This is a genomic window from Pseudomonas sp. B21-023 (assembly GCF_024749165.1).
GTDB lineage: Bacteria > Pseudomonadota > Gammaproteobacteria > Pseudomonadales > Pseudomonadaceae > Aquipseudomonas.
In genome coordinates this window covers 989,685-1,012,378 of the sequence record NZ_CP087190.1, presented here as the reverse complement: position 1 = coordinate 1,012,378, position 22,694 = coordinate 989,685, and the positions used below count along the sequence as shown (strand labels likewise).

The 22,694-nt window shown below is 64.3% G+C and carries 19 protein-coding genes; 17 read left to right on the top strand and 2 right to left on the bottom strand.

Features of this window, described 5'->3' with window-relative positions; all coding sequences use genetic code 11:
• The first annotated feature begins 79 nt into the window (after positions 1-79).
• Complete coding sequence (locus LOY42_RS04650) at positions 80-559, top strand: N-acetyltransferase (RefSeq protein ID WP_139668968.1); 480 nt, start codon at positions 80-82, stop codon at positions 557-559.
• Between the two features lie 156 nt (positions 560-715).
• On the opposite strand, the gene LOY42_RS04645 is transcribed toward LOY42_RS04650, so the two are convergent.
• Positions 716-877 (bottom strand): DNA-binding protein, encoded by a 162-nt coding sequence (locus LOY42_RS04645; protein ID WP_139668966.1) that lies wholly within the window; start codon positions 875-877, stop codon positions 716-718.
• 192 nt (positions 878-1,069) lie between these two features.
• Here LOY42_RS04645 and LOY42_RS04640 point away from each other — a divergent pair, with 192 nt between their 5' ends.
• A complete protein-coding gene (locus LOY42_RS04640; RefSeq protein WP_111532086.1) occupies positions 1,070-1,960 on the top strand; it encodes a bestrophin family protein in 891 nt (296 codons plus the stop codon).
• A 15-nt stretch (positions 1,961-1,975) separates the two neighbouring features.
• Here the strand turns inward: LOY42_RS04640 and LOY42_RS04635 are convergent, their stop codons facing one another.
• Complete coding sequence (locus LOY42_RS04635; protein WP_139668964.1) at positions 1,976-3,094, bottom strand: polysaccharide deacetylase family protein; 1,119 nt, start codon at positions 3,092-3,094, stop codon at positions 1,976-1,978.
• Between the two features lie 149 nt (positions 3,095-3,243).
• On the opposite strand from LOY42_RS04635, the gene yaaA reads away from it, so the two are divergent.
• From yaaA to LOY42_RS04560, 15 genes are all read left to right on the top strand, one after another.
• Entirely contained in the window at positions 3,244-4,023 is a 780-nt protein-coding gene (gene yaaA / locus LOY42_RS04630; RefSeq protein WP_046854239.1) for a peroxide stress protein YaaA, read from the top strand.
• 791 nt (positions 4,024-4,814) lie between these two features.
• A complete protein-coding gene (locus tag LOY42_RS04625) occupies positions 4,815-6,131 on the top strand; it encodes a nucleotide sugar dehydrogenase (RefSeq protein WP_102682091.1) in 1,317 nt (438 codons plus the stop codon).
• Positions 6,132-6,202: 71 nt separating this feature from the next.
• On the top strand, positions 6,203-7,684 hold the full coding sequence (locus LOY42_RS04620) for a glycosyltransferase family 2 protein (protein WP_173862416.1): 1,482 nt from the start codon (positions 6,203-6,205) through the stop codon (positions 7,682-7,684).
• Positions 7,685-7,718: 34 nt separating this feature from the next.
• Positions 7,719-8,885, top strand: coding sequence for an alginate biosynthesis protein Alg44 (locus LOY42_RS04615; protein WP_110699968.1), 1,167 nt, complete (start codon positions 7,719-7,721; stop codon positions 8,883-8,885).
• Positions 8,886-8,897: 12 nt separating this feature from the next.
• Positions 8,898-10,430: an alginate biosynthesis TPR repeat lipoprotein AlgK gene (gene algK, locus LOY42_RS04610; RefSeq protein WP_256659246.1), complete on the top strand. Its 1,533-nt coding sequence runs from the start codon at positions 8,898-8,900 to the stop codon at positions 10,428-10,430.
• On the top strand, positions 10,427-11,905 hold the full coding sequence (locus tag LOY42_RS04605) for an alginate export family protein (protein ID WP_102682095.1): 1,479 nt from the start codon (positions 10,427-10,429) through the stop codon (positions 11,903-11,905). Before algK ends, LOY42_RS04605 begins: the two co-directional genes overlap by 4 nt.
• An 18-nt stretch (positions 11,906-11,923) precedes the next feature.
• Positions 11,924-13,480, top strand: a complete 1,557-nt coding sequence (gene algG, locus LOY42_RS04600; RefSeq protein ID WP_258599919.1) for a mannuronan 5-epimerase AlgG — start codon at positions 11,924-11,926, stop codon at positions 13,478-13,480.
• Between the two features lie 13 nt (positions 13,481-13,493).
• Positions 13,494-14,936: an alginate O-acetyltransferase gene (locus LOY42_RS04595; protein WP_102682097.1), complete on the top strand. Its 1,443-nt coding sequence runs from the start codon at positions 13,494-13,496 to the stop codon at positions 14,934-14,936.
• Positions 14,937-14,943: 7 nt separating this feature from the next.
• Complete coding sequence (locus LOY42_RS04590) at positions 14,944-16,047, top strand: mannuronate-specific alginate lyase (protein WP_258599917.1); 1,104 nt, start codon at positions 14,944-14,946, stop codon at positions 16,045-16,047.
• Positions 16,048-16,236: 189 nt separating this feature from the next.
• Entirely contained in the window at positions 16,237-17,694 is a 1,458-nt protein-coding gene (locus tag LOY42_RS04585) for an MBOAT family protein (protein ID WP_102682099.1), read from the top strand.
• A gap of 10 nt (positions 17,695-17,704) precedes the next feature.
• A complete protein-coding gene (locus LOY42_RS04580) occupies positions 17,705-18,865 on the top strand; it encodes an alginate O-acetyltransferase (protein WP_139668956.1) in 1,161 nt (386 codons plus the stop codon).
• Between the two features lie 20 nt (positions 18,866-18,885).
• Positions 18,886-19,533, top strand: a complete 648-nt coding sequence (locus LOY42_RS04575; protein ID WP_102682101.1) for an alginate O-acetyltransferase AlgF — start codon at positions 18,886-18,888, stop codon at positions 19,531-19,533.
• A 35-nt stretch (positions 19,534-19,568) separates the two neighbouring features.
• Entirely contained in the window at positions 19,569-21,023 is a 1,455-nt protein-coding gene (locus LOY42_RS04570; RefSeq protein WP_139669305.1) for a mannose-1-phosphate guanylyltransferase/mannose-6-phosphate isomerase, read from the top strand.
• Between the two features lie 184 nt (positions 21,024-21,207).
• Positions 21,208-21,672, top strand: a complete 465-nt coding sequence (locus tag LOY42_RS04565; protein WP_139668954.1) for a multidrug transporter — start codon at positions 21,208-21,210, stop codon at positions 21,670-21,672.
• Positions 21,673-21,805: 133 nt separating this feature from the next.
• Entirely contained in the window at positions 21,806-22,630 is an 825-nt protein-coding gene (locus tag LOY42_RS04560; RefSeq protein WP_258599916.1) for an SDR family oxidoreductase, read from the top strand.
• Positions 22,631-22,694 lie beyond the last annotated feature (64 nt).

Genomic DNA, 22,694 nt, shown 5'->3' with positions numbered 1-22,694 from the left:
GAATTGCCGGTTCCACATTGACACAGCACTTCCGAGCCACACAGGGTTGCTAACCTCTCTACACAGCGGAACATCATCTATGCCACTGAGCCATCGCTCCGTCCTCCCTGCCGACATCGCCACGCTCTGCAACTTCCCTCAGAGCGCGGACGAACTTTTCTATATGTTCCCCAAAGCCAGCTACCCGCTTACCCCCGCACAGTTGAGCGAAGCCATCGCCCAGCGCAGCGGTTCGACGGTGGTCGAAATTGACGGGGGGATCGTTGGCTTCGCCAATTTCTACAAGGCTGATCACGGCGGTGTCTGCGCGCTGGGTAATGTGGTGGTGGCGCCGGCTGCTCGGGGTCAGGGGGTGGCGCGCTACCTTGTGCAATACATGATCGCCCTGGCCCGCGAAGAGTTCGCCGCGCGGGAGGTCTGGGTGTCGTGTTTCAATCACAACACCGCAGGGTTGCTGCTGTATCCACAGCTGGGTTTTGTACCGTTCGGGATCGAGGAGCGGCGGGCGCCGGATGGAGGCCGGGTGGCGCTGGTGCAGATGAAGCAGGTGTTGGGCTGAGACTGATATGGTTTACGGGTGTGCGGAGTGGCCTGGATTGAGGCTGCGTTGCAGCCATCGCGGGGCAAGCCCGCTCCCACGCTGACGATGCTCGCAACTCTGCGCACCCGTGCGACAGTGCAGTACAAAGGACCGGGTGCAGGGAGTCTGGCTGGACTAGCCACCTGTATTGCGCAAGCGTGCAGCCTGGACATGGGACTGGGCTCGCATGATTTCATCTGCGTCACCTTCGGCCAGTACCTGTGACAGGTATTCCTGAATCGCTGCCTCTGAATCCAGTAGATCTGCAATCTTGAATGACGTCAGTTCACTGGTCATGCTCGACTTCCTCAAAGTGAATGGGTCATGAGCCTAAACCATCGCCGCGAGAGAAGCCTTACCACTTGATGTAGGCCTCTTCTTAAGTGCTGAACAGAAAAGCCACGTTACACCCTGCCCACGAATCCCAGCGAACCTTATCCCCTCCCGAGACGTCGGAACCTGCATCCCCCGTCTCGAGGTTCCCCCAACGTGAAAGCCCTCCTCGCCCGCAAGTACCGCCTGGTGGTCAAGACCTTCGGCTACATCGGCTGGTCGCTGTTCTGGCTGCTGATCTGGGACGTGCTGGTCACCATCGACTTCATGCTGTTCTTCAACAGCAAGTTCAGCCTGCCGCTGATCCCGCTCACCCTGCTGGGCTCGGCGCTGGTGGTGCTGGTGAGCTTTCGCAACAGCAGTGCCTACAACCGCTGGTGGGAGGCACGCACCTTGTGGGGGGCGCTGGTGAACAGTTCACGCAGTTTCGCCCGGCAGGTGCTGACCCTGGTCGACGACCCGGCTGACGGGCCGAACCCGGTGAAGGCGACCTTGCTGCGCCGGCACATCGCCTATGTGAACTGCCTGGCCGCCCACCTCAAGAACGAGAAATGCCCGGACGAGCTGATGGCCTTCATACCGCCCGGCGAGTTCGAGCGGCGCAATCGCTCCAACAACTTTGCCAACGACATCCTCAGCGGTTCGGCGGCACTGCTGGCCCAGGAATACCAGGCCGGGCGGCTGGACAGCATTCGTCTGGCGCGCCTGGAGTCGACGCTGGTGGACCTGTCCAACGCCCAGGGCGGGATGGAGCGGATCGCCAATACGCCGCTGCCCTACCCTTATGTGTACTTCCCACGGCTGTTCATCACGCTGTTCTGCCTGATCGTGCCGGTGGGGCTGGTGGAATCGCTGGGCTGGTTCACGCCGCTGGCCTCGACCGTGGTCGGCTTCATGCTGCTGGCGATCGAACGGATCGGCACGGACCTGCAGAGCCCGTTCCGCATCAGCGAGCATCAGATCCCGATGGACACGATCTGCGAGACCATCGAACGCAACCTGGAGTCGATGCAGCGTGAGGCGCAGTGTACAGCCAGCGTGCCTTGAGCGCCCGGCCCCTGCCTACCCCCGCCGTGCATACTCCCGACACCCTTCCCAACCGATCCCGCTCTGGGCCGTGTGCTGCAACAACCACTCCAGCGCCGGCTGGGCCTTGGGCAAGCCGTCACGGAACTGGATAACCCCCTTGCGCCACAACAGCATCAGCGTCAGCACCCGCTGCGCCGAGGCCTCGGCGGTCAGCGGCCCGTCATCCTGGGCATCGATGTCCCACAGAGAAACCCGCAGTTGCTGGCTGTCCAGGAACGCTTCGCCATCGGCGCGTCGCTGGCCATAGGGCGGACGGAACAACGGTACATACTGTTCGGCCAAGTCGGCCTGCACCCGCGCCTGGCTGCGTCGCAGTGAGTCCTGCCAATCCTGCCACTGGGCATGAGAGCGGTATTCCCAGCCCTGGATACCCACGCACTGGCCGGCATACAGATCGCCCAGCGGGCCGGCATCGCGGCGTTGCTGCAGGCGATTGCCGAGCACGAAGAAAATCCCGTCGAGCTTCTGCCGACGCAGGTAGTCAGCCAGCGCATCGGTGCTACCGCCCTGAGGGGCAGGGCCGCTGACGAAGGTCAGCAGGAACATCCGGTCATTGAGTTCCTCGCCATTGCGCTCACGATCGGAGAGCTTCGCCACTTCACTAGTGGTCTGCGGGAACAGCGCGGCCTTGCGCAGTTGCTCATCCAGGTAACGGGTATGGAACTGATGACTGGGCTCTACCCACTCGGTGTAGAACGAGCCGACATCATCGGCGAAAACGGCCGCCTGCGTGCGTAGATCCGCCATGGACTCAACCGGGTAGCAGAACGAGGCATCCTGCTCGCAGCTCTGCTGCGCCTGTTGATAACTGGTCCACAGGCGCTGCCACAGACGAGCGCGCACGGCCCGCACGACGCTCAGGTTGACCTGGCGCAGGCCAAGGCGGCTCTTCAACGCCGGCTCGTCGAGCATCTCGCTTTCGTGCAGCACCCGGGCAAACGACAGGATTTCCGCCCGCGACGCAACATCGAACAACGTCGGGCTGTTCAGCTGCTCGGGCCACAGGTCACGGTCGAAACTGACGAAATTCGCCGGGGCCGCCTGCGCACCCAGGCTCAGCAGCCCAGCGAACAGGGCAAACGCGATACGCACGATGTGCATTCTCCTTGAAGGCATGCCGCGCACTATAACGCGACGCCCGCCGCTTGCCTGTGGCGATGTTCGCTGACTATCGTCGCCATAGTTTGGCGTTGCGCCGGCAGCCCCGTAGAATTCGCCCGACGATTCCAGGAGCCGACCCGATGCTGACGGTGATTTCCCCCGCCAAGACCCTCGACTACGACACCCCGCCGGTGACCCAGCGCCACACCCTGCCCCAGTACCTGGACGATTCCCAGGAACTGATCGTGCAACTGCGCGAGCTGTCGCCGGCGCAGATCGCCGAGCTGATGCACCTCTCCGACAAGCTCGCCGGCCTCAACGCCGCGCGTTTCGGCAGCTGGACCCCCGACTTCACCCCGGCCAACGCCAAGCAGGCGCTGCTGGCGTTCAAGGGCGACGTCTACACCGGGCTCGATGCCGAAAGCCTGGGCGAGGACGATTTCAGCTATGCCCAGGATCACCTGCGCATGCTCTCGGGCCTGTACGGCCTGCTGCGCCCGCTGGACCTGATGCAACCCTACCGCCTGGAAATGGGTACCAAGCTGGCCAACGCCCGCGGCAAGGACCTGTATGCCTTCTGGGGCACGCGCATCAGCGAGTGGCTGAACCAGGCGCTGGCCGACCAGGGCGACGACGTGCTGCTGAACCTGGCCAGCAACGAGTACTTCAGCGCGGTGAAGAAAAGCGCCCTGAAGGCACGGGTGATCGACGTCGACTTCAAGGACCTGAAGAACGGCCAGTACAAGATCATCAGTTTCTATGCCAAGAAAGCCCGCGGGATGATGAGCCGCTTCGTGATCCAGGAGCGGGTCAACGACCCGGAGCAGCTCAAGCGCTTCGATGCGCAGGGCTACTACTACAGCGCGGAGCAGTCCAAACCCGACCACCTGGTATTCCTGCGCGATCACGCTGAGGGCTGATTTTTTCAGCGCCGCTTTGCAGCTCATCGCGGGGCAAGCCCGCGATGAGCCCATCAGCCCTGCAACAGGGCACGCTGCAAAACGCCATCAGCCAAAATTCCAGCGTCAATAAATCATCAGCCACATCCTTATCGCAAAACGCCATAAGACCGTTCGTAGTTTTTTGACGATTTTTGAAAAATATTTTCGCATGCTGGCATATAACCATCCCCCTGCGATTTCGCCCTTTATATACGGGGATGAAACTGTGGCGTGCCATCACATTGAAAGTATTTCCCTCTGAAAAAATATTTAGAAATCTTTCACCGTGGCGGAACCGCCCCAGGAACTTCTGCTACGCCCAATGGCTCATAGCACCCGTAACGAGTTTCAAGCGCTGAGCGTGAGAAATGACTTACAGATGACAAAGGGCCGCTATTCACAATCGGCCCCACAACTTCAACGGCGGTACAGGAAGTGCCTGAAGCCATTATCCATGCAGGAGAGAAGCGCCCCTAAAATTCGTCCTAGTGGTTGATTTCAAAGGATTTATCCACTTGAAAGAACAAGCACAGCAATTCGCGAATGGCGATTTGCAATAAAGACGGCTGCATTTCAGGGCACGCCTTTTAAATATTGGCCTTTGACTGCCAACTTTGAGTGCATAACTTTTTGCGCTCCGGATTTATTCATGCCTGCGTTCGGTGAAGTGTCAATTCGCCACGGATCCGTACGCCCGAATACTGCTGGTCAATCAACCCGGTCGGCTCTTCGCTGAAGGGCTGGCGTGATAAACACACGAGGTGAATGCGATGCGTATCAGCATCTTTGGTTTGGGTTATGTGGGTGCAGTCTGTGCCGGTTGCCTGTCGGCACGAGGCCATGACGTGATTGGGGTGGACGTGTCCAGCACCAAGATCGACCTGATCAACCAGGGCAAGTCGCCCATTGTCGAGCCGGGCCTGGAAGCTTTGCTGCAGCAAGGCATCGCCAAAGGCCGCCTGCGTGGCACCACCGACTTCGCCGAAGCCATCCGCGCCAGCGATGTGTCGATGATCTGCGTCGGCACGCCGAGCAAGAAGAACGGCGACCTGGGCCTGGAGTATATCGAGTCGGTGTGCCGCGAGATCGGCTACGTGCTGCGCGACACCGACCGCCGTCACACCATCGTGGTACGCAGCACCGTGCTGCCGGGCACCGTCAAGAACGTGGTGATCCCGATCCTCGAGGACTGCTCGGGCAAGAAGGCCGGTGTCGATTTCGGCGTGGCGGTCAACCCCGAGTTCCTGCGCGAAAGCACCGCGATCAAGGACTACGACCACCCACCAATGACCGTCATCGGCGAACTGGACAGCGCCAGCGGCGACGTCCTGCAAGCCCTGTACGAAGAACTCGATGCCCCGGTGATCCGCAAGCCGATCGAAGTGGCCGAGATGATCAAGTACACCTGCAACGTCTGGCACGCGACCAAGGTCACCTTCGCCAACGAGATCGGCAACATCGCCAAGGCGGTCGGCGTCGATGGTCGCGATGTGATGGACGTGGTCTGCCAGGACAAGGTGCTCAACCTGTCGCAGTACTACATGCGCCCCGGCTTCGCCTTCGGTGGCTCGTGCCTGCCCAAGGACGTGCGCGCCCTCACCTACCGCGCCTCGAGCCTGGACGTGAAGGCGCCGCTGCTCGACTCGCTGATGCGCAGCAACGAGTCCCAGGTGCAGAACGCCTTCGACATCATCGAAAGCCACGACAAGCGCAAGGTCGCCCTGCTCGGCCTGTCGTTCAAGGCCGGTACCGACGACCTGCGCGAAAGCCCACTGGTGGAGCTGGCCGAACGCCTGATCGGCAAGGGCTACCAGCTGGACATCTACGACCAGAACGTCGAGTACGCCCGGGTGCACGGCGCCAACAAGGAATACATCGAATCGAAGATTCCGCATGTGTCCTCCTTGCTCAACGCCAACTTCGAGCAGGTGGTGAACGACGCCGACATCATCGTGCTGGGCAACCGTGATGAGAAGTTCCGCGCCCTGGCCCAACAGGCACCGGCCGGCAAGCAAGTGATCGACCTGGTCGGCTTCATGAGCAAGCCGACCTGCACCACCAGCCGCACCGAAGGCATCTGCTGGTAAACCCGGTCGGGCGGCGCGTCCCTCCCCAGCGCGCCGCCCTCCCCACCCCGAATTCTCGACGGATGCCGAACATGCAAAGGTTCCAGACAGTGCTGTTGCAGTGCGCCGGCTGGCTGCTCTACATGAGCCTGCTCATGCTGATCGCCCTGGCCCTGCCCAGCGATATCTTCGATTCGCAGTCGAAGCACTTCATCTTCCTGGTCGGCGCTGTCGGCATCTGGCGCTACTCCATGGGCGCCACCCATTTCATCCGCGGCATGATCTTCCTCTACCTGGTCTACCCATACCTGCGCCGCAAGGTGCAGAAGCTCGGCAAGGCCGCCGACCCGTCGCATGTGTACCTGATGGTCACCAGCTTTCGCATCGATGCACTGACCACTGCCCAGGTGTACAGCTCAGTGATCCGCGAGGCGATCGACTGCGGCTTCCCCACCACGGTGGTCTGCTCGCTGGTGGAGAAGTCCGACGAGTTGCTGGTCAAGAGTCTGTGGGCCAAGTACAACCCGCCCGGACACGTCACCCTGGACATCGTGCGCATCGCCGGCACTGGCAAGCGCGATGGCCTGGCCTATGGCTTTCGCGCCATCTCGCGGATGCTCCCGGACGACAACGCCGTGGTGGCGGTGATCGACGGCGACACCGTGCTGGCCGAAGGCGTGGTACGCAAGACCGTGCCGTGGTTCAAGCTCTACCCCAACGTCGGCGGCCTGACCACCAACGAGTTCTGCGAAGTGCGCGGCGGCTACATCATGAGCGAATGGCACAAGCTGCGCTTCGCCCAGCGCCACATCAACATGTGCTCCATGGCCCTGAGCAAGCGCGTGCTGACCATGACCGGACGCATGTCGATGTTCCGCGCCAGCGTGGTGACCAACCCCGAGTTCATCGCCGACGTCGAAAGCGACTCGCTGATGCACTGGCGCCTGGGCCGCTTCAAGTTCCTTACCGGCGACGACAAGTCCAGCTGGTTCAGCCTGATGCGCCTGGGCTACGACACCTTCTACGTGCCTGACGCGGCGATCAACACGGTGGAGCACCCGCCGGAGAAAAGCTTCGTCAAGGCCAGCCGCAAGCTGATGTACCGCTGGTACGGCAACAACCTGCGGCAGAACTCCCGCGCCCTGGGCCTGGGCCTCAAGCGCCTGGGGCTGTTCACCAGCATCGTCCTGCTCGACCAGCGCGTGTCGATGTGGACCAGCCTGCTGGGCCTGACCGTGGCGGTGATCGCCAGCTTCAAGTTCGGCCTGCAGTTCCTGCTGGTGTACCTGCTGTGGATCGGCATCACCCGCCTGATCCTCACCATCATGCTGCTGTGCTCGGGGCACAACGTAGGCCCCGCCTACCCGCTGATTCTCTATTACAACCAGATCGTCGGCGCGGTGATGAAGATCTACGTGTTCTTCCGCCTCGACAAGCAGTCCTGGACCCGCCAGCCCACTGCCCTCAAGCGCGACCTCGCAAGTTTTCAACAATGGTTCAACACCTGGTCCTCGCGGACCATGACCTTCTCGGCCGCGAGCATCTTCGTCGCCGTGCTGTTCATGGTCGTGTGAGCCCCCGGATCGGATAACAGGAACGAATATCGCCATGAATACCGCCGTGAACGTCAACGTCGTGCATGAATCCGAAGCGCAGCGCCAGCATGCCCGGGTGCGCATTCCCGCCAAACTGCGCTACCTGGATGGCAACCGCGAGCCGCACGAGGTGAAGGTTGACGACCTGTCCGCCGGGGGCCTGTCCTTCCATGCGCCAAAGCCCCTGGCCGAAGGCGAAGTGCTGCGCGGCCGCCTGCAGTTCGTGGTCGACAACCTCGGCCTGTCGATGGACGTCGAGCTGCTGGTACGCACCAGCAGCCGCGACACCGGCCGCACCGGCACCGAGTTCCAGAACCTGGAGCCACGCGACATCGCCACCCTGCGCCATATCATCACCAGCCACCTGTCCGGCGAGCTGATCAGCGTCGGCGACGTGCTCAGCACCCTGCAGCGCGACAATTTCACCAAGGCGCGCAAGCAGAAGGACGGGGGCTCGGGCTTGTCCGCCTTCGGCCGCCTGCGCGCGGTCACCGTCACCGCCGGGGTGTTCGTGGTCGGCCTGGTGGCCTTCGGCTTCGTCGCCAAGTCGCTGTATGGCCTGTACTTCGTCAGCCATGCCGAGGCCGGCGTGGTCGCGGTGCCCACCACCAATGTCACCATGCCCCGCGATGGCAGCGTGCAGAGCCTGGTGGAAAACGGCGCGAGCGTGGCCAAGGGCGCGCCATTGGCAACCTTCAACACCAGCATGCTCGATTTGCTCAAGGGCCACCTGGACGACTCGCAACTGGAGCCGGCCAAGGTCGAGGAGCTGTTCGGCAAGCAACTCTCCGGAACCCTTACCAGCCCGTGCGACTGTGTGGTCTCGCGCCAGCTGGTGGATGACGGCCAGTACGCCAGCAAGGGCCAGCCGGTGTTCGCGCTGATCCCGCGTACCAGCACCCCGACCATCGAGGCGCGCTTCAGCTATCGCCAGTTCGATGAAGTGAAGCCGGGCACCCGGGTCAACTTCCAGATCGCCGGCGAGGATGAAGTACGCAGCGGCCGGATCACCGGCAGCTCGAGCCTGGACACCGACAACCTGGCCTCCGATATCCGCGTGCAGATCAAGCCCGACGGCGGCCTGCCGGCCGAACTCGCCGGCCGCCCGGCCTCGGTCAACAGCGACCGTGGCCCGTCGCTGAACTGGCTGATCGACAAGGCCGTGGCCCGCGGGCTGTAAGAGGATCGGATAATGACCAGCAGACACCCCGATATCTGTGGGAACCGGCTTGCCGGCGATCGAGTGCGCAGCACTCGCCCAGCGGATGCAGCGCCTGCACTGGCCTCTCGCCGGCAAGCCGGCTCCCACAGGGACAGCTTGCGCCTGGGGGCATGCGCCCTGGCCGCCGCCATTACCCTGGCCGGCTGCGCCGGCCTGCCCGACCAGCGCCTGGCCAACGAAGCGCTCAAGCGCGGCGACACCGCCACCGCCGAACGCAACTACAAGGCCCTCGCCGACCTCGGCTACAGCGACGCCCAGGTCGGCCTGGCCGATATCCAGGTCGGCACCCGCGACCCGGCCATGCTCAAGCAAGCCGAGGCCACCTACCGCGCCGCCGCCGCCACCTCGCCCCGTGCCCAGGCGCGCCTCGGCCGCCTGCTGGTGGCCAAGCCCGACAGCACCCAGGCCGAGCGCGAAGAGGCCGAGACCCTGCTCAAGCTCGCGGCGCGACAAGGTGAGACGAACACCCTGATCCCGCTGGCGATGCTCTACCTGCAATACCCGCAGAGCTTCCCCAAGGTCAACGCCCAGCAACAGATCGACCAGTGGCGCGCCGCCGGCAATCCCGAAGCCGGCCTGGCCCAGGTGCTGCTGTACCGCACCCAGGGCACCTACGACCAGCACCTGGGCGAGGTGGAGAAGATCTGCAAGGCCGCGCTGTCGACTACCGACATCTGCTACGTGGAACTGGCCACCGTCTACCAGAAACGCGCCCAGCCCGAGCAGCAGGCCGCCCTGCTTGAGCAGCTCAAGGCCGCCCATGCCCGCGGCACCGTGCCGGCCACCCGGGTCGACAGCGTCGCCCGCGTGCTGGCCGACCGCAGCCTGGGCCAGACCGACGAGAAGACCGCCAAGGACCTGCTCGAGCAGGTCGCACCGGCCAACCCGGCATCCTGGGTGAGCCTGGCGCAGCTGCTCTACGACTTCCCCGAACTGGGCGACACCGACCAGTTGCTGGCCTACATCGACAAGGGCCGCGAAGCCGAGCAGCCACGCGCCGAACTGCTGCTGGGCCGCCTGTACTACGAAGGCAAGACCGTGCCGGCCGATGCGGCCAAGGCACAGGAGCACCTGCAGGCTGCCGCCGACGCCGGCGAGGTCAGCGCCGACTACTACCTCGGCCAGCTGTACCGCCGTGGCTACCTGGGCCAGGTCGAGCCACAAAAGGCCGTCGACCACCTGCTCGCCGCCGCCCGTGGTGGCCAGAACAGCGCCGACTACGCCCTGGCCCAGCTGTTCAGCGAAGGCCACGGTATCCGCCCGGCGCCGACCAATGCCTGGGTGTTCGCGCAGCTCTCCCAGGCCAACCCGACCCCACAGTCGGCCGAACTGCTGCAACAGCTCGACCAGCAGCTCACGCCCGACCAGCGCAGCCAGGCGCAAACCCTGCTGGCGCAGGAAAAGCAGGCGCGCGGCAGCATGGCCCAGGGCGCCAACAGCACCCTGGCCATCGAAGCGCTGCAGGACGAGAAAGAAGAAGTAGACGCCGAGGACTCGCTATGACGCTCAACCCCTTCGTGAAAGCCGGCATCGGCCTGGGCTTCGCCCTGCTGTGGTCGATGCCGACCCTGGCCGCCGAGACCGCGCAGAAGAACTTCGGCCTCGACGTGAAGATCACCGGCCAGTCCGAGGACGACCGCGACCTCGGCACCCGCTCCGGCGGCGATGTCAACGGCCTCGGCCTTGACCTGCGTCCCTGGGTGTACGGCGAGCGCGGCAACTGGAGCGCCTTCGCCATGGGCCAGGCGGTGGCCGCCACCGACATCATCGAGACCGACACCCTGCGCCAGAACGACGACGGCACCACCAGCGACAACGGCGACGACAGCCGCAAGCCGGACAAGAGCTACCTGGCCATGCGCGAATTCTGGATCGGCTACAGCGGCCTGACCCCCTACCCCGGCGAGCAGCTGCGCTTCGGCCGCCAGCGCCTGCGCAGCGACGACGGCATGTGGCGCGACACCAATATCGAGGCGCTGAACTGGACCTTCGACACCACCCTGCTCAAGGCCGACCTCGGCGTTGCCCAGCGCTTCAGCGAATACCGCACCGACCTCACCGAGCTGGCCCCCGAAGACAAGGACCGCACCCATGTCTACGGCAACGTTGCCACGCAATGGACACCCGGCCACTGGGTTGGCCTGCGTGCCCACCACAGCCATGACGGCGGCAGCCTGAAGCGCCCCGGCGAAACCGTCGACGCCCTCGACAAGACCCGCACCGGCGACCTCACCTGGCTGGGTCTGGAGGCCAACAGCGACGCCTACAACTGGCGCAACGACCACACCGTCAACTACTGGGGCAGCGTCACCTGGCTGACCGGCGACCGCGACACCCTCAGCAGCCAGGCAGTCGGCAACGATCAGGTCGCCACCGGCAAGCAGAGCGGCGACGTCAACGCCTGGGCCACCGACCTCGGCATCCGCCTGCGCCTCGACCCGCAGTGGCAGGTCGGCGCGGCCTACGCCCGGGGCAGCGGCGGCGGTGGCAGCGACGGCTCGAACAACTTCGAGCAGACCGGCCTTGAGAGCAACCGCTCCAACTTCACCGGCACCCGCTCGCGCGTGCACCGCTTCGGCGAGGCGTTCCGCGGCGAGTTGGGCAACCTGCAGGCGGCCACCCTGTTCGCCTCCTGGCAGCTGCGCGACGACTACGACGCCAGCTTCATCTACCACAAGTTCTGGCGCGTCGACGGCAAGCAGAACATCGGCTCCAGCGGCATCAACGCGGTGGTCGACGACGGTGGCATCAGCCGCCCGCTGGTGCAGGGCGAAAAAGACCTCGGCCAGGAAATGGACGTGGTCGTGACCAAGTACTTCAAGCAGGGCCTGCTGCCGGCCTCGATCAGCCAGTCGATCGACGAACCGTCGGCCCTGGTGCGCCTGCGCGCCGGTGTGTTCAAGCCGGGCGACGCCTACGGCAAAGAAGCCGACTCGTACATGCACCGCGCCTTCGTCGACGTGATCTGGCGCTACTGAGGCCGGGAGAGGATAGCCATGAACCTGCACCCGAACCTTCGCCACAGCCTGCTCGCCAGCGCCCTGCTGCTGGCCGGCGGCCTTGCCCAGGCCGCCGAGCCCGAAATGGCCAAAGGGCTGCAACAGGCCAAGACCTATACCGTCTCCAGCGCGCCGATCGAGCCGCTGAAGATGGACCCGCCCAAGCTGCCCGACCTGTCCGGCTACACCGCACAGGCCGTGCAGCAGAAGATCGACCGCCGGCACAAGGGCAAGGTCAGCGTGCGCCGCATGCTCCAGGAGGACACCCTCAAGGAGTTCATCGGCGGCGACAACAAGGGCGCCGAATGGGTCCGCCGCCAGCACGGCATTCCCCAGGCGATCTTCGTCGATGACGGCCACGTCGACCTGGTGGAGCTGAGCAAGAAAGTCCCCAGCCAGTACCTGCGTGAAACCGCGCCGGGCGTATACCTGGCGCGCCTGCCGATCGTGGTCGGGCGCAAGGGCGTGCTGGAGATCGACGGCAAGGTCAAGGAACTGCGCCTGTCCGAAGAAGGCGGTTCGTTCATCGTCAACGACGGCAAGCTGTTCGTCAGCGATACCCAGGTCACTGGATGGCGCGAGCAGGCCAATGGCCCGGCGACCTTCCGCAAGCCCGACGAATTCCGCCCATTCCTGCTCAGCTGGGGCGGCACCGAGACCTACATCGTCAACAGCAAGATGGCCAGCTTCGGCTACGCCAAATCCAAGTCCTATGGCGTGAGCATCTCGCAGTACACGCCGAACATGGCCAAGCAGATGGGCCGCCCGGAACCCACCGGCTGGATCATCGGTTCCGAGTTCAGCGACATGTGGTACGGCTTCTACTGCTACGAGACCAGCGACTTCGTGGTCAAGGACAGCACCTACCGCGACAACATCGTCTACGGCATCGACCCCCACGACCGCTCGCACCGCCTGATCATCGCCGGCAACACCGTGTACGGCACCAAGAAGAAGCACGGGATCATCGTCTCCCGTGAGGTCAACGACAGCTGGATCATCAACAACAAGAGCTACGACAACAAGCTCTCGGGGGTGGTGATCGACCGTAACAGCGTCAACAACCTGATCGCCTACAACGAGATCTACCGCAACCACACCGACGGCATCACCCTGTACGAGAGCGGTGACAACCTGATCTGGGGCAACAAGCTGATCAACAACCGCCGCCACGGCATCCGCGTGCGCAACAGCGTGAACATCCGCCTGTACGAGAACGTCGCCATGGCCAACGGCCTGGTGGGCGTGTACGGCCACATCAAGGACCTGTCCGACACCGACCGCGACATCGCCCTCGACCCGTTCGACACCAAGGTGTCGCTGATCGTGGTCGGCGGCGAGCTGGCGGCCAACGGCTCGGGCCCGCTGTCGATCGATTCGCCGCTGTCGGTGGAGCTGTACAAGGTGTCGATGCTGATGCCGCGCAAGGCCAACGGCATCAGCTTCAACGGCGTGCTTGGCGAGCGCCAGGACGAAATCCTCGACCTGCTGGTGCGCCAGCAGAAGGCCGTGCTGATCGACCCGGTCGAACGCCAGACCGAAATGATCGACTAAGGAAGCCCAGACCATGACTCCACACCTGATGAAACTGCTGGGCCTGTCCGCCGCCCTCCTGGCCATCAGCCAGGGCGTGCGCGCCGAAGACGTCAAGGCACCGACCTTCAGCGCCGAACCGTGCTGCCAGCTATGCCCCGAGGCTCACGACGCCAGCCGCTACACCACGCGCTACCAGCAGAACTTCACCACCCTGGTGCAAGCCCAGGGCGACTGGCTGTTCCGTACCCGTGAGGACCTGCGCACCGAGTTCGACACCACCCCAGGCGGCTACAAGCGCCTGCAGCAGGTGCACGACGCCTTCAAGAAGCGTGGTGTCGAGCTGGTGGTGGTGTACCAGCCGACCCGCGGCCTGGTGAACCGCAACATGCTCAACCCCGAGGAAAAGGCCGCCTTCGATTACCAGAAGGCGCTGCGCAACTACCAGGCCATGCTGCAGCGCTTCGCCAGGATGGGCTACAACGTGCCCGACCTGTCGCCGCTGACCAACGAGCAACTGGCCGCCGCCGACCAGGGCAAGGACTTCTACTTCCGCGGCGACCAGCACTGGACGCCCTACGGCGCCGAGCGCGCGGCGAAGATCGTGGCCGACACGGTGCACAAGATGCCGGCCTTCGAAGGCATCCCGCGCAAGGAGTTCGAGACCAGGAAGTCCGGGCGCATGGGCAAGACCGGCACCCTGCACAACGTCGCCGGCCAGCTGTGCGGCACCAGCTATGCGGTGCAGTACATGGACCAGTTCGCCACCGAACCAAAGGGCGCCGCCGGCGGCGACGACCTGTTCGGCGATTCGGGCAACGCGCAGATCACCCTGGTGGGCACCAGCCACAGCGGCAAGAACTACAACTTCTCGGGCTTCCTCGAGCAGTACATCGGCGCCGATGTGCTCAACGTCGCCTTCCCCGGGGGCGGCCTGGAAGGCTCGATGATCCAGTACCTGGGCAGCGAGGAATTCCAGAACAACCCGCCGAAGATCCTGGTCTGGGAGTTCTCCCCGCTCTACCGCCTCGACCAGGAAACCATCTGGCGGCAGATCCTCGGCCTGCTCGACGACGGCTGCGACGACCGTCCCGCGCAGATGAGCGCCAGCGCCACCCTCAAGCCCGGCAAGAACGAGCTGATGGTCAATGGCAAGAACGGCGTGATCAAGGACCTGGTCAACCGCAACCACCAGCTCGACATCAAGTTCGAGGACACCTCGGTGAAGGTGTTGCAGGCCACCCTGTGGTACCTCAACGGCCGCCACGAGGACATCAAGATCGAGAAGCCCGAGACCTCCGACACCGACGGGCGCTTTGTCTTCCAGATGCGCGAGGACGAAGACTGGGCAGGCCAGAACCTGCTCGCCCTGGAGGTACAAGGGCCAGAAAGCGGTACGCAGAAAGTCGAAGCCAAACTCTGCAAACGCAACAACTTCGCCAGCCCCGCGCAGCACACCGCGCAAGCTGGCCAGTGAGGCGACCATGACCACCATAAGCAGCAAGACCGCACCCGCCCTGCTCGCCCTCGCCCTGTTCGGCGGCGGGGCGCAGGCCGCGCTGGTGCCGCCCCAGGGTTACTACGAGGGCATCGAGAAGCTCAAGACCGGCGACGGCAATTTCCGCTGCGAAGCGGCGCCCAAGCCCTATACCGGCGCGCTGCAGTTCCGCAGCAAGTACGAAGGTTCGGACAAGGCCCGGGCGACGCTCAATGTCGCCTCGGAAAAAGCCTTCCGCAAATCCACCGAGGACATCACCACCCTCGAGAAAGGTGTCAGCAAGATGGTCGGCCAGTACATGCGCGATGGCCGCCCGGCGCAACTGGACTGCGCCCTGACCTGGCTCGACACCTGGGCACGGGCCGATGCGTTGATGTCCACCGATTACAACCATACCGGCAAGTCCATGCGCAAATGGGCCTTGGGCAGCATGAGCGGCTCGTGGCTGCGCCTGAAGTTCTCCAACTCGCAGCCACTGGCGGCGCACCGCGCCGAGGCCGAGCAGATCGAGAAATGGTTTGTGCGCCTGGCACGCCAGACCGTGCGCGACTGGAGCGACCTGCCGCTGGACAAGATCAACAACCACAGCTACTGGGCGGCCTGGTCGGTGATGGCCACCGCCGTCGCCACCGACCAGCAAGAGCTGTTCGACTGGGCGGTGAAGGAATACAAGGTCGGCGTCAACCAGGTCGACGAGCAGGGCTTTCTGCCCAACGAGGTCAAGCGCAAGCAACGCGCCCTGGCCTACCACAACTACGCCCTGCCGCCGCTGGCGATGATCGCCAGCTTCGCCCAGGCCAACGGCGTGGACCTGCGTAAGGAAAACAACTTCGCTCTGCAGCGTCTCGGCGAAGGCGTGCTGGCCGGTGCCCGCGACCCTGTTCATTTCAACACTCGCGCCGGCGTGAAACAGGACCTCAAGGACCTGAAGATCGACAGCAAGTACGCCTGGCTCGAACCGTGGTGCGCGCTGTACCAGTGCGTCGGCGACACCCTCGAGCGCAAGCATGACATGCAACCGTTCAACAGTTTCCGGCTGGGGGGCGATGTGACGCGGGTCTACGACCCGAGCGCGGAACAGAAAAAGTAACGCAATCCCTGTGGGAGCCGGCTTGCCGGCGATGCAAGGCAAAGCCTTGCCCTGCGATGGCCGGGGCCGCCATGCGGCCCATCGCCGGCAAGCCGGCTCCCACAGGGGACTAGGTTGCCTTCCAGCTTTTTGTTGGGGGGTTTGGGGGGCGCTGTGCCCCAGGTGCTGTGCATAACTAGGAGAACCGGGATGGTCTTCTCGTCCAACGTGTTCCTGTTCCTGTTCCTGCCGGTTTTCCTCGGCTTGTACTACGTGAGCGGGAATCGCTATCGCAACCTGCTGCTGCTGGTTGCCAGCTACATCTTCTACGCCTGGTGGCGGGTGGACTTCCTCGCCCTGTTCGCCGGGGTCACCCTGTGGAACTACTGGATCGGCCTGAAAGTCGGCGCCGCCGGCGTGCGCACCAAGCCCGCGCAGCGCTGGCTGCTGCTCGGCGTGGGCGTCGACCTGTGCATCCTCGGCTACTTCAAGTACGCCAATTTCGGGGTCGACAGCCTCAACGCGATCATGACCTCGATGGGGCTGGAGCCGTTCATCCTCACCCACGTGCTGCTGCCGATCGGCATCTCGTTCTACATCTTCGAGTCGATCAGCTACATCATCGACGTGTACCGCGGCGACACCCCGGCCACGCGCAACCTGATCGACTTCGCGGCATTCGTGGCGATCTTCCCGCACCTGATCGCCGGCCCCGTGCTGCGCTTCAAGGACCTGGTCGACCAGTTCAACAACCGCACCCACACCCTGGACAAGTTCTCCGAAGGCTGCACCCGCTTCATGCAGGGTTTCATCAAGAAGGTGTTCATCGCCGACACCCTGGCGGTGGTCGCCGACCACTGCTTCGCCCTGCAGAACCCCACCACCGGTGATGCCTGGCTCGGCGCCCTGGCCTACACCGCGCAGCTGTACTTCGACTTTTCCGGCTACAGCGACATGGCCATCGGCCTGGGCCTGATGATGGGCTTCCGCTTCATGGAAAACTTCAAGCAGCCCTACATCAGCCAGTCGATCACCGAATTCTGGCGGCGCTGGCACATCAGCCTGTCGACCTGGCTGCGCGACTACCTTTACATCACCCTGGGCGGCAACCGCAAAGGCACCTTCAACACCTACCGCAACCTGTTCCTGACCATGCTGCTGGGCGGGCTGTGGCACGGCGCCAACTTCACCTACATCATCTGGGGCGCCTGGCACGGCCTGTGGCTGGCCATCGAGCGCGCGCTGGGTCTGGACACCAATCCACAGCGTTTCAACCCGGTGAAATGGGCCTTCACCTTCCTGCTGGTGGTGGTCGGCTGGGTGATCTTCCGCGCCGAGAACCTGCACGTGGCCGCCCGCATGTACGGCGCCATGTTCAGCTTCGGCGACTGGCAGCTGTCGGAAATCAACAGCGCCCAGCTCACCGGCCTGCAGGTCGCGACGCTGGTCGTCGCCTACCTCAGCCTGGCGTTCTTCGGCCTGCGTGATTTCTACCGCAACGCCAAGCCAACGCCAAAGGCAACGCCCGTGCAAATCAACGCCGACGGGTCGGTGGGGCTGGACTGGACGCGGATCATGACCCGCGCCCTGGTCCTGCTGCTGTTCGTCGCCTCGGTGCTCAAGCTCTCGGCGCAGAGCTACTCGCCTTTCCTCTACTTCCAGTTCTGAGGCCCCGATCATGAACCGGACACTTCGTATCACCTATTCGCTGTCGTTCATGGGCCTGCTGGTCGGGTTGGGCGCATGGTCGGTCGGCGGGCTGGAAAGTTTCAACCGCACCGGGCAGATGACCCTGCTCGACGGCAAGCTGGCCAAGGCCGCCGAAACCCACTACGACGAGCAGTTCCCGATCAAGCGCGTCGGCACCAACCTGTGGGCCGCGCTGGACTTCAAGCTGTTCAACGAAGGCCGCCCCGGCGTGGTGCTGGGCCGCGACCAGTGGCTGTTCACCGACGAGGAATTCAACCCCACCGTCGGCGCGCAGCAACAGATGCAGGACAACCTGGCCCTGGTGCGTGGGGTGCGCGACGCACTGCAACGCCAGGGCGTGCAACTGGTACTGGCGATCGTCCCGGCCAAGGCCCGCCTCTATTCCGAATACATCGGCAAGGAGACGCCGGCCAGCCTGCACGACGACCTGTTCAACCAGTTCCACGCCCAGGCGCGCCAGGCCAATGTGTTCGCCCCCGACCTGCTGGCGCCGCTGGAGCAGGCCAAGGCCCGCGGCCAGGTATTCCTGCGCACCGACACCCACTGGACGCCGATGGGCGCCGAAGTGGTTGCGCAATCGTTGGCTGAAGCCGTCGACCGCCAGCAGTTGCTCACCGGCGAGCCACAGGCGTACATCACCGAGGCCGGCGCCAGCGCGCCGTACAAGGGTGACCTGACCAACTTCCTGCCGTTGGACCCACTGTTCAGCAACCTGCTGCCCACTCCCGACACCCTGCAACAACGCAAGACCCACCCGGTGCAGGCCGAGGGCGTCGAAGGTGGCGACGCGCTGTTCGACGACAGTCGTATCCCGGTGGCGCTGGTAGGCACCAGCTACAGCGCCAACCCGCACTGGAACTTCCTCGGCGCCTTGCAACAGGCCCTGCGCAGCGACGTCGCCAACTACGCCGAAGACGGCCACGGGCCGTTGCTGCCAATGCTCAAGTACCTGCAAAGCGATGCTTTCAAAAACGCCCCGCCACAGGTCGTGGTGTGGGAATTCCCCGAACGGTATCTGCCAATGAAGAACGACCTCAGCGCTTTCGATCCGCAGTGGATCGCGCAGCTGAAGAACTCCCGCAAATCCGAAGAAAACCTGGCCCTGTCGTCCAACCGGACGGACCACTGAAGATAGAGAGGAACACGCACATGACCACCAAGACTTCCATTGCCAAAGCCCTCACCCTCGCCGCCGGCCTGACCCTGGCCTCGATGCAGGCCTTCGCTGGCGCCGACGCCGCCCTCTATGGCCCGAGCGCGCCGAAAGGCTCGACCTTCGTGCGCCTGTACAACGCCGCCAGCAGCCCCACCGCCGCCAGCGTCGGCAACACCCAGATCAAGCAGGTCGGCGCCCAGGCCAGCAGCGACTTCAGCTTCCTGCCCGGCGGCGACTACACCGCCCAGGTCGGCGGCAAGAGCGTGCCGGTCAAGCTGGCCGCCGACAAGTACTACACCCTGGTCAACAACAGCGGCGGCAACCCGCAGCTGATCGAGGAGCCACCGTTCAAGAACAAGCAGAAAGCCCTGGTGCGGGTGCAGAACCTCAGCGACCAGCAACTGACCCTGAAGACCGCCGACGGCAAGACCGAAGTGGTCAAGCCGGTGGCGGCCAAGGGCCGTGGCGAACGTGAAATCAATCCGGTCAAGGTCAACCTTGCCCTGTATGCAGGCGACAAGAAAGTCGGCGACGTCAAGCCCGTCGCCCTGGAGCGCGGCGAAGCGGCCGTGCTGTATGTCACCGGTTCCGGCAACAGCCTGTCGCCGGTGTGGGTAACTCGCCCCGTGGCTAGCAACTGATCCCCCTGCCTCTAAACGACTATTGGAGAAACATGATGATCCCGGTAATTCTTTCTGGTGGTAGCGGTTCGCGTCTGTGGCCTCTGTCGCGCAAGCAGTTCCCCAAGCAGTTCCTGGCCCTGACCGGCGAACACACGCTGTTCCAGCAGACCATCGAGCGCCTGGTATTCGATGGCATGGACACCCCCATCGTGGTCTGCAACAAGGACCACAAGTTCATCGTCCAGGAGCAGCTAGGTGCGCTGAAGCTGGAAACCCAGGCCATCCTCATGGAGCCGTTCGGCCGCAACACCGCGCCGGCAGTGGCCATGACCGCGATGAAGCTGGTCAACGAAGGGCGTGACGAACTGATGCTGGTGCTCCCGGCCGACCACGTGATCGAGGACCAGAAGGCCCTGCAGCGGGCCCTGGCCCTGGCCACCGTGGCCGCCGAGCGCGGCGAGATGGTGCTGTTCGGCGTGCCGGCGACCAAGCCCGAGACCGGCTACGGCTATATCCGCTCCAGCCAGGACGCGCTGCTGCCCGAGGGCGTGGCACGGGTCGCGCAGTTCGTCGAGAAACCCGACGAGAAGCGCGCCAACGAGTTCGTCCGCGCCGGCGGCTACTTCTGGAACAGCGGCATGTTCCTGTTCCGCGCCAGCCGCTTCCTCGAGGAGCTGAAAAAGCACGATCCGGATATCTACGACACCTGCCTGCTGGCGCTGGAGCGCAGCGACGAAGACGCCGATGTGCTGAGCATCGACGAAGCCACCTTTGCCTGCTGCCCGGACAACTCCATCGACTACGCGGTGATGGAGAAGACCCAGCGCGCCTGCGTGGTGCCGCTGTCGGCCGGCTGGAGCGACGTAGGCTGCTGGTCGTCGCTGTGGGATGTGCACGAGAAGGACGACAACGGCAACGTGACGAAGGGCGACGTGGTGGTGCAGGACAGCCACAACTGCATGATTCACGGCAATGGCAAGCTGGTGTCGGTGATTGGCCTGGAGAACATCGTGGTGGTCGAAACCAAGGACGCCATGATGATCGCCCACAAGGACAAGGTTCAGGGGGTCAAGCAACTGGTCAACACGCTGGACGCCCAGGGCCGCAGCGAAACCCAGAACCACCTGGAAGTCTACCGCCCCTGGGGCTCGTACGACTCGGTGGACATGGGCGGGCGGTTCCAGGTCAAGCACATCACCGTCAAGCCGGGCGCCAGCCTGTCGCTGCAGATGCACCACCACCGCGCCGAGCACTGGATCGTGGTGTCCGGCACCGCTGAGGTGACCTGCGACGAGAACGTGTTCCTGCTGACCGAGAACCAGTCCACCTATATCCCCATCGCCTCGGTGCACCGCCTGCGCAACCCAGGCAAGATCCCGCTGGAGATCATCGAGGTGCAGTCCGGCAGCTACCTGGGCGAGGATGACATCGAGCGCTTCGAGGATGTGTATGGGCGCACCTCGACGCCGGTGGAGCGTGGGGTTTCGGTGAAGACCATCGCGCAGTAAGCCCCGGGGCCGCTTTGCGGCCCATCGCCGGCAAGCCGGCTCCCACAGGCTTTGTACATTCCTGTGGGAGCCGGCTTGCCGGCGATGGGCAGCGGCGAAAGGAGGGCGAGGCCCTCCCGCTTTTGAGCCAATACCCATTTCCCGCTACGATGATCAAACCCCCGCCACCAAGGCCTGCCCCACCATGATCATCGGCGCCCTGCTCATCCTCACCTGGCTGGTCCTGCTGCTGCGTTACCCGGCCAAGGCCCTGCCGATTTCCCTGGCCGCCGTGTGCGGCCTGGGCCTGGTGGCGCTAGCGGTGGTCTGGCAGGACACCCGCGAGGCCTCGCAGCTGGCGCGCCTGGACATTCGCCTGACCTACGCCCCCGACCAGTGCCCCGCCGACCGCGCCCTGCAGGTGCGCATGAAGAACGGCAACAAGGCGCCGCTGACCGAACTGCGCTGGCGCGTGGCCGCCTATGCCCCCGGCGATACCGTGAACCTTGCCGAGAATACCTATGCAGCACCCCGCTATCGCGGTCCCGGCGAATTGCAGCCGGGCGTCGAGTGGAGTGATTGCCTGCCGGTGCCGCCGCTGCGCTCGGGGTATCGGCCGCAGACCCTGGAGTTTCGTGCCGAGCATCTGCAAGGTACATTCGCCAATTGATTCATTGCCTGTACCGGCCCTATCGCTGGCAAGCCAGCTCCCACAGGGGCTTCGGTGATCCCTGTGGGAGCTGGCTTGCCAGCGATAGGGCCGGGGCAGGCATTACGACCCTCCCACACCTAAGGCCTACCCCATGCCCACCGTCCTCATCACCGGTTGTTCCAGCGGCATCGGCCGCGCCCTGGCCGACGCCTTTCGCGATGCCGGCCACGAAGTCTGGGCCACCGCCCGCAAGCCCGACGACGTCGACGCCCTGCTCGCCGCCGGCTTTGCCGCACGCCAACTGGATGTAAATGACGGCGAGGCACTGACCCGCCTGGCCGACGAGCTGGAAGACCGCCACGGCGGCCTTGATATCCTCATCAACAACGCCGGCTACGGCGCCATGGGCCCGCTGCTCGACGGCGGTGTCGAGGCCATGCGCCAACAGTTCGAAACCAATGTCTTCGCCCTGGTCGGCGTGACCCGCGCGCTGTTCCCGCTGCTGCGCCGCTCGCGTGGGCTGGTGGTGAACATCGGCAGTGTCTCGGGCGTGCTGGTCACCCCATTCGCCGGTGCGTACTGCGCGTCGAAGGCCGCCGTGCACGGGCTGACCGATACCTTGCGCCTGGAGCTGGCGCCGTTCGGCATTCGGGTGATGGAAGTGCAGCCGGGGGCGATCGCCTCGCAGTTCGCCAGCAATGCCCAGCAACAGGCCGAGCAGGTACTGGCGAGCGATTCCCCATGGTGGCCGTTGCGCGAACAGGTACAGGCCCGGGCGCGAGCCTCGCAGGACCGACCGACTTCGGCGGCGGTGTTTGCCCAGCGCCTGCTGGCCGCCACGCGCAAGTCGCCAGTGCCGGCGCTGGTGCGTATCGGCAATGGCAGCACAGCGTTGCCGTTGATGGCCCGGGTCCTGCCGCAGAGGCTGTTGGATTGGGTGTTGCGCAAGCGTTTCGGGCTGTTGCGACCGCTCTGAGGTCATCGCGGGGCAAGCCCACTCCCACGCTGACGACACAAGGCATCGTGGGAGCGGGCTTGCC